This window comes from Oliverpabstia sp. (assembly GCF_022785585.1).
GTDB classification, from domain to species: Bacteria; Bacillota; Clostridia; order Lachnospirales; family Lachnospiraceae; genus Oliverpabstia; species Oliverpabstia intestinalis.
The window spans coordinates 1-7298 of the sequence record NZ_JALFPR010000033.1 but is presented as its reverse complement, the minus strand read 5'-3'; the positions used below and the strand labels follow the sequence as shown (position 1 = coordinate 7298).

General features: G+C 44.8%; 8 protein-coding genes. 1 reads left to right on the top strand and 7 read right to left on the bottom strand.

What is annotated here, in order from left to right; translation table 11 throughout:
• Together MSA64_RS01855 and MSA64_RS01850 are read right to left on the bottom strand one after the other, a co-directional pair.
• Positions 1 to 883: aminotransferase class I/II-fold pyridoxal phosphate-dependent enzyme (locus MSA64_RS01855; RefSeq protein WP_287890294.1), on the bottom strand; the 883-nt coding region annotated here is incomplete at its 3' end.
• 223 nt (positions 884 to 1106) lie between these two features.
• Positions 1107 to 2171: a branched-chain amino acid aminotransferase gene (locus MSA64_RS01850; protein WP_277663618.1), complete on the bottom strand. Its 1065-nt coding sequence runs from the start codon at positions 2169 to 2171 to the stop codon at positions 1107 to 1109.
• A gap of 239 nt (positions 2172 to 2410) precedes the next feature.
• On the opposite strand from MSA64_RS01850, the gene MSA64_RS01845 reads away from it, so the two are divergent.
• Positions 2411 to 2779, top strand: a complete 369-nt coding sequence (locus MSA64_RS01845) for a DUF1292 domain-containing protein (RefSeq protein WP_022173150.1) — start codon at positions 2411 to 2413, stop codon at positions 2777 to 2779.
• 125 nt (positions 2780 to 2904) lie between these two features.
• Here MSA64_RS01845 and phoU read toward each other — a convergent pair whose 3' ends face one another.
• The 5 genes from phoU to MSA64_RS01820 form a co-directional block, all read right to left on the bottom strand.
• A complete protein-coding gene (gene phoU, locus MSA64_RS01840) occupies positions 2905 to 3558 on the bottom strand; it encodes a phosphate signaling complex protein PhoU (protein ID WP_022173149.1) in 654 nt (217 codons plus the stop codon).
• Entirely contained in the window at positions 3558 to 4313 is a 756-nt protein-coding gene (gene pstB, locus MSA64_RS01835) for a phosphate ABC transporter ATP-binding protein PstB (RefSeq protein WP_287890292.1), read from the bottom strand. The genes phoU and pstB overlap by 1 nt, the downstream gene beginning before the upstream one ends.
• Before the next feature lie 4 nt (positions 4314 to 4317).
• Positions 4318 to 5166 (bottom strand): phosphate ABC transporter permease PstA, encoded by an 849-nt coding sequence (pstA, locus tag MSA64_RS01830; protein WP_287890291.1) that lies wholly within the window; start codon positions 5164 to 5166, stop codon positions 4318 to 4320.
• Positions 5166 to 6017, bottom strand: coding sequence for a phosphate ABC transporter permease subunit PstC (gene pstC / locus MSA64_RS01825; protein ID WP_154432261.1), 852 nt, complete (start codon positions 6015 to 6017; stop codon positions 5166 to 5168). Before pstC ends, pstA begins: the two co-directional genes overlap by 1 nt.
• An 84-nt stretch (positions 6018 to 6101) precedes the next feature.
• Complete coding sequence (locus MSA64_RS01820; RefSeq protein WP_287890289.1) at positions 6102 to 7055, bottom strand: substrate-binding domain-containing protein; 954 nt, start codon at positions 7053 to 7055, stop codon at positions 6102 to 6104.
• Positions 7056 to 7298: the final 243 nt, after the last annotated feature.

Genomic DNA, 7298 nt, shown 5'->3' with positions numbered 1-7298 from the left:
TCAGACCTCGTTGCAGCATCTCTTCCCCGTGAAGAGCCAGCTCATACCGGGCCGCATCCAGGGATGTCATCAGAAGATAGGACGGACTGGTACTCTGCACCATATGCAGACAGGCTTCCAGTCTTCCCAGATCCACCCGGTCACTTCCCACATGTAACAGGGAACTCTGGGTCAGAGATCCCGTTACCTTATGCATGCTCTGCGCGCACATATCTGCATCCTGAAGAATCGCTCCCCGGGGAAGTGTCTCCGTAGCTGTCCCTTCTTTCTGAAAATACAGATGGCCTCCATGTGCCTCATCCACCAAAAGCAATGCCCCGTGTCTGTGACAGATATCGGCAATAGCACGGATATTGCTGCACACACCATAATAGGTCGGGCTTGCCAGAAAAACAGCCTTACAGTCCGGATATTGTCGGAATCCCTCTTCTACAGTCTCCGGATCCAGGCTTCCCCAAAGGCCGGTGACCGGATCCTGTTTCGGCATCAGATAAACCGGAACCGCCCCACCAAGTGTCAGCCCCATCAGTACGGATTTGTGGGCATTTCTTGCTACCATGATCTTCTCACCCTCTTTTACCGAGGCAAGCACCATCGCTTCATTTCCACAGGTTGTTCCATTGACCAGAAAATAGGTTTTTTTTGCCTGAAATACCTCCGCTGCCAGCTCCTGTGCCTCCCGGATCACGCCTTCCGGTTCATGCAGATCATCCAGTCCCTCTGCCTCTGTCAGATCAAACCGGAAGATGCCATCTCCTGTCCACTGTCGCCAGCGGGGACTGATTCCCTTTTCGTATCGATGCCCTGGAATCTTAAAATATACCGGTCGGTTTGTTGTATAATCAACAATCGCGTCCAGTAATGGTGTTTTTCTTTGTTCCATATTGTTCTCCTGCTCTTTTCTCACTGACTTTCTGTCCTATATCAACAGCCGTCCTTTTTTTCTCATGTAATCATAACCTTTAACTCTTTGATAACATAATCAAAATTGGTCCACCGAACCAATTATTAATATGCAACGCAATAAAGAAAGAGCTCTCGCATCATTATCTTCTGCGACAGCCCTTTCTTATATTCCTTATGCATATCAGCACAATTATTCTTTATTATTTTACCAGTCTTGTCCAGCCGTATTTGTCTTCTTCTTTACCCCACTGGATGCCTGTCAGATAATCATACAGTTTCTGAGTCAGTTCACCAATCTTGAAGTTATTAATTGTGATTTCTTCTCCTTTATAAACCAATGCGCCTACAGGGGAGATAACTGCTGCTGTACCGGTTCCGTATACTTCTTCCAGTCTTCCGTCTCTTCCGGCCTGCATAAGATCATCTACAGACAGATGCGTTTCATTTACTTTGTATCCCCAGTCTTTCAGAATATGAATGATGGAATCTCTGGTTACACCAGGAAGTACTGTTCCTTCGATCGGAGCTGTGTAGATTTCGCCGTCGATCTTGAACATAATGTTCATTGCACCAACTTCTTCTACATACTTTCTTTCACGGCCATCCAGCCACAGTACCTGAGAGCAACCATATTTTTCAGCTTTTACCTGACCGATAATAGATCCTGCATAGTTACCGCCACATTTTGTAAATCCGGTACCACCCTGTACGGCACGAACATATTCATCTTCAACCATGATCTTAACCGGAGCCAGACCTTCTGCATAGTAAGCACCTACAGGAGAAAGGATGATTACGAACTTATATGCTTTTGATTTGTGTACGCCCAGAGAAGACTCACATGCATATGCAAACGGACGGATGTACAGAGAAGTTTCCGGTTCAGACGGAACCCAGTCTTCTTCTGCTTTTACCAGTGCGTTTACGGCTTCGATAAACATATCTTCCGGAATAGTTGCCATACACAGACGTTCATTGGAATTGATCATACGACGTGCATTCATCTCCGGACGGAATAACTGGATCTGTCCATCTGCTCTTCTATATGCTTTCAGTCCCTCAAATGTTTCCTGTGCATAATGTAAAACTACAGTAGCCGGATTCATCTCAATTGGTCCGTACGGACGAATGGTTGCGTCATGCCAGCCAATTCCTTCATCATAGTCCATAGTGAACATGTAATCAGCGAAATATTTACCGAAACCAAGTTTCTTCTGATCCGGTTTTTCCTGCAGTTCTTCTCTTTTAATAAATTTGATATCCATAATATCTCTCCTCCTGCTTTTCTCGAATGTATTTTTACATTCTTACATTCTGCCGGAGCCAGTCTGCTTCGACAACATATGTTAAGTATAAAACTACATTTTTCTCCCGTCAATAGAAAATCCATTGCTTTTTATGATTTCTTCTGTTAAAGTATACATAGATATAGCTGTTTTTTCTGCAATCTTTATGCTGATGCAGAACAGCTACCATATTAAGAAAGAGTGAGGTTTTTATTATTATGAGTGATCTGGAAAACAGCGCATGTACCGGTTCCTGCGATACCTGCGGATCCGACTGCAACCTTGATTTATCCAACCCAAATGCAACCGTAACCCTGACCCTGGACGATGACAGTGAACTGGTCTGTGCCGTCCTGACCATCTTCCCTGCCGGCGAGCATAAATATATTGCTCTGCTGCCATTAGATGAGAACGGCGAAAACCAGGACGGTGAAGTATTCTTATACCGTTTCTTCCAGGAAGAAGGTCAGCAGCCAACTCTCGAGAACATCGAAGACGATGACGAATATGAAATCGCTGCCGATGCTTTCGACGAACTGTTAGACAGTGCTGAATATGACGAAGTGGTTGACGGTAAAGAACTGTAAGAAACACCACCGGTCACAGACTTTGGTTTGTGACCGCATAAAAATCCCGTACATGACAGAATCGTTTATCGATTTTTTGTCATGTACGGGATTTTTCTTTTTGTTCCGTTCGTCTCAGATAACTGTCAGTCTTTACCTTCTACTTTTTCACCGTAGACATAATAGTGTACCCACTCTCCAAGATTCACGGCATGATCGCCAATACGTTCCATATATTTTGCAATCATCAGTACGTCCAGTTCACTGCCGGAACTATTTGGATTTTTTGCAATTTCTTCCATCAGTTCCATTTTGATCTCTTCAAAAAGCCGATCCACCTGATCGTCCGTGGCAATCACTTCTGCTGCCAGTTTGTCATCCTTGCGTACAAACGCATTAACACTGTCATTGACCATCTTGGATGCAATTTTACCCATATGAAAAATCTTCGGGTGCACTTCCAGCTGAAAATCTGTCAGATGCCTGGATACATCTGCGATATCTGCTGTCTGATCTCCGATCCGTTCCATATCCGCGATCATGCGAAGTGCGGAAGAGATACTTCTCAGATCCCCGGATACCGGCTGCTGGCGAAGCAGCAGTGTCATACACATGGCTTCGATATCCCTTTCTTTTTGATCGATCTTCTGTTCAATCTTATGTACACTGACCGCAATCTCCTCATCTTTTTCCCGGAGTGCTTTCATCACCAGTGACATGGCCTCCTCACAGAGGTCACCCATCTCAATCAATTCTCCATTCAGCTTAAGCAGCTGCTCCTGATATGCCTGTCTTGCCATCAGCCAAACCTCCCTGTGATATAATCATCTGTCCGTTTATCTTGCGGTTTTGAAAATATGGTTTCTGTATCATTCATCTCCACCATCTCTCCCAGAAGGAAAAATGCGGTTTTGTCTGAGATTCTGGCTGCCTGCTGCATATTATGGGTAACCATAACAATAGTATACTGGTTTTTCAGTTCCAGTGCCAGATCCTCGATTTTCGTAGTAGAAATCGGATCAAGCGCACTGGTCGGCTCATCCATCAGAAGGACTTCCGGCTGTACCGCCAGTGCTCTGGCGATACACAGTCTCTGCTGCTGTCCACCGGACATACCAAGTGCACTCTTTTTCAGCCGGTCTTTTGCCTCATCCCAGATTGCCGCCTTTTTCAGAGAATCTTCCACAATCGCATCCAGTTCGCTTTTTTTACGGATTCCGTGGGTTCTCGGTCCATAGGCAACATTATCATAGATACTCATAGGAAACGGATTCGGCTTCTGGAATACCATGCCTACCCGTTTTCTCAGCAAATTGACATTTTTCATCTGATTGATTGGTTCACCGTCCAGAAGCAGTGTTCCGGTGATCTTACATCCTTCTACCAGATCATTCATTCGGTTTAAGGACTTTAGCAATGTGGATTTTCCGCATCCGGAAGGTCCGATAAATGCAGTAATCTCTTTTTCCGGGATATGCATGGAAATCTTTTTCAGTGCCTGAAAATCCCCGTAAAACAAATCCAGATCTTTTATCGTAAATTTATCTTTCTCCATTTTCTTACCTCTTTGTCAGTTTTTTCGCGATCCAGCCGGAACCGGCATTGATCAGAAGTACTACTACCAGGAGTACCACTGCCGTTGCATATGCCTGTTTCATATACAGTCCCTCGGACAACAATGCGTACATATGAACAGCCAGCGTTCTTCCCGAACTCATCAGTCCAGGTACTTTTGCGATAGTACCTGCTGTATACATCAGTGCTGCCGTCTCTCCTACCACACGGCCGATACCCAGAATCACACCTGATACGATACCCGGTACCGCAGAAGGAAGAATGATGCGGAAGATTGTCCGCAGTCTTCCCGCTCCCAGACCAAAACTTCCCTCACGAAAGGAATCCGGTACTGCTTTCAGTGCTTCTTCTGTAGTTCGAAGAATCAAAGGCAGGATCATAATCGCCAGAGTAAGCGCACCTCCCAGGAAGGTATAACCCCATCTGAATGTTGTTGCAAATAACAGATAACCGAACAGACCATAGACGATCGATGGAATTCCGGAAAGCGTTTCCGCTGTGATCCTTACGAGTTTTACCAGTTTGCTTCCTCTTTTTGCGTATTCCACCAGATAAATAGCTGCGCCGATACCCACCGGAACTGCGATCAGTAATACCAGAAGTACCATCAGAACGGTGTTGATGATTGCTGGCATCATGGATACATTCTCTGTATTATATTCCCAGGCAAACATCTCCGGTGAAAGGTTCGGTATTCCACGAATGAGGATATAACCTACGATACAGACTGTGATCCCCACGGTAAGAAATGTGGTAATCCACATCAAAAACCGCAGCACCAGAGAAAATGGCTGTTCTTTGTAACTTTCCAGCTGACCTTTTATCTTTTCCATCACTGTCCGCTCCTCCTTTGCAGTGCACTGCAGCACAGATTAATGATCAGGATCAGTACAAATAACACTACTGCCGTTGCAATCAGTGCTTCTCTGTGAAGATCCGTTGCATATCCCATCTCCATAACGATGTTGGAAGTAAGGGTTCGAACACCCATAGCCAGGTTTCCCGGTATCACCGGCTGATTTCCGGCTACCATGATCACCGCCATCGTCTCGCCGATGGCTCGACCGATACCAAGAATCACACCGGCAAGAATTCCTGACTTTGCTCCCGGAAGTACTGCAAAGAACACACTTCGTTCCCGTGTGGCGCCAAGAGCCAGGGCTCCTTCATAATAGGAGTCCGGAACCGCACGGATACTGCTTTCTGCCACACCGATCACGGTGGGCAGAATCATAATTCCCAGCAGTATCGATGCTGTCAGAACACTTTTTCCGCTTCCTCCCATGAGTTTCTGCATGATCGGAACAATTACTACCAGACCAAAGAATCCGTAGACGATCGATGGGATTCCTGCCATCAGTTCCACTGCCGGTTTGAGAATTTTATATAATTTCTCGTTACAGAACTTTGCCAGATATACCGATGCGAAAAAAGCAATCGGAACACCGATAATAATTGCTCCTGCGGTTACATAGATACTACCCACAATCATCGGCAGGATGCCGAAAATATTGTTCATGGGTTTCCATTTTTCTCCCAACAGAAAATTCAATGGTCCAATCTTTGCGATTGCCGGAATTCCGTTTGCAAACATAAAGATGCAGATCAATACAACTGCCGCGATTGACACACATGCTGTCAGGATGAAAACACATTTCATAATGAATTCTCTTGCTTCCTTCATGTTACTCCTTCTTTCAGAGAAAAACTGTTCCGTCTTTCACTTTTCTATGGAATACGGAACAGTTTCTTTTCTGTTTCTGATCATTTACTGTACGTCTGCCCAGTCCTGCGTTTCTCCTGTGAAGATAGACATTACCTGATCACTGGTCAGCTCATCTACCGGATTCTGTTTGTTCACGATAACTGCGATTCCATCCAGAGCGATCGGTGTTGCGGTTACACCCTGAGAAGTCTCTGTATCCTTCAGTTCTCTGGATGCCATTCCGATATCGCAGATTCCGTCGATGGCAGAAGTAACACCTGTGGTAGAATCGTTCTGCTGTACTTCGATTTCCACATCTGCATTCAGTTTTTTATAGCTCTCAGCCAGTTTTTCCATAACAGGTGTGACAGAAGAAGATCCTGCAACAGTTACTTTACCGGAAAGACCTGCTGCTTCATATGCACCTTCATTGCCCTGGCTGATATATCCGTTATCTTCAACTACTTTCTGTCCGTCTTCGCTCATAATATATTTTACAAAATCAGCTGCCACCTCACTCAAACCATCTTTTGTTACAATATTAAACGGACGAGAAATTTTGTAAGAACCATCTTTTACAGTATCTACAGAAGCTTCTGCACCGTCGATTTTTAATGCTTTTACGCTGTCATCCAGAGATCCCAGAGATACATAACCGATTGCATATTCATTACCTGCAACTGTTGTCATCATAACAGAAGTACTGTTGGTGATTTCTGCTGTATCTGTGGTGTTATCAATTTTATTTCCATCGGTATCTTTTGTCTCGATACCGAACAGTTCGATGAAAGCTCCTCTTGTTCCGGATCCTTCCTCTCTGGATATCGGACTGATCAGTCCCGAGAAATCTCCTCCCTTACTGTCTTCAGCTGCCGGAGTGTCTGTTGCTGCTGTATCTGTGTTTTCAGACCCCTGTGTTGTATCTGTACCGGTTGTAGTATTGCTGCTTCCACATCCTGTAAAGATCATTGCGGATACTGCAACTGCTGTTCCCATTACTGCCCATGTTTTTTTCATAATAAAATTTCCTCCTTGTCATAACCATTCTTTTTTCGTAACTGTTCAGTACCTTCACAGTTACGAGCCAAAATGCATTTAAACGATAAAAACACGCTTTGCGATTTTTTATCGTTATCGCGGCACTCCTCAAGGTTCCGTGCAAGCACGGACTTTGACTCGTTGCTCGCGTAAATCACCTTCGGTGATGGCATTTTGGCTTGTATGTCTCGGGATTTTGACATATTCATGTCAAAACACCTC

Excerpts from the sequence above, each read along its gene's own strand:
- MSA64_RS01850 (WP_277663618.1), bottom strand. The coding sequence starts at position 2,171 with ATGGATATCAAATTTATTAAAAGAGAAGAACTGCAGGAAAAACCGGAT.
- MSA64_RS01845 (WP_022173150.1), top strand. The coding sequence starts at position 2,411 with ATGAGTGATCTGGAAAACAGCGCATGTACCGGTTCCTGCGATACCTGC.
- phoU (WP_022173149.1), bottom strand. The coding sequence starts at position 3,558 with ATGGCAAGACAGGCATATCAGGAGCAGCTGCTTAAGCTGAATGGAGAA.
- pstB (WP_287890292.1), bottom strand. The coding sequence starts at position 4,313 with ATGGAGAAAGATAAATTTACGATAAAAGATCTGGATTTGTTTTACGGG.
- pstA (WP_287890291.1), bottom strand. The coding sequence starts at position 5,166 with ATGGAAAAGATAAAAGGTCAGCTGGAAAGTTACAAAGAACAGCCATTT.
- pstC (WP_154432261.1), bottom strand. The coding sequence starts at position 6,017 with ATGAAGGAAGCAAGAGAATTCATTATGAAATGTGTTTTCATCCTGACA.
- MSA64_RS01820 (WP_287890289.1), bottom strand. The coding sequence starts at position 7,055 with ATGAAAAAAACATGGGCAGTAATGGGAACAGCAGTTGCAGTATCCGCA.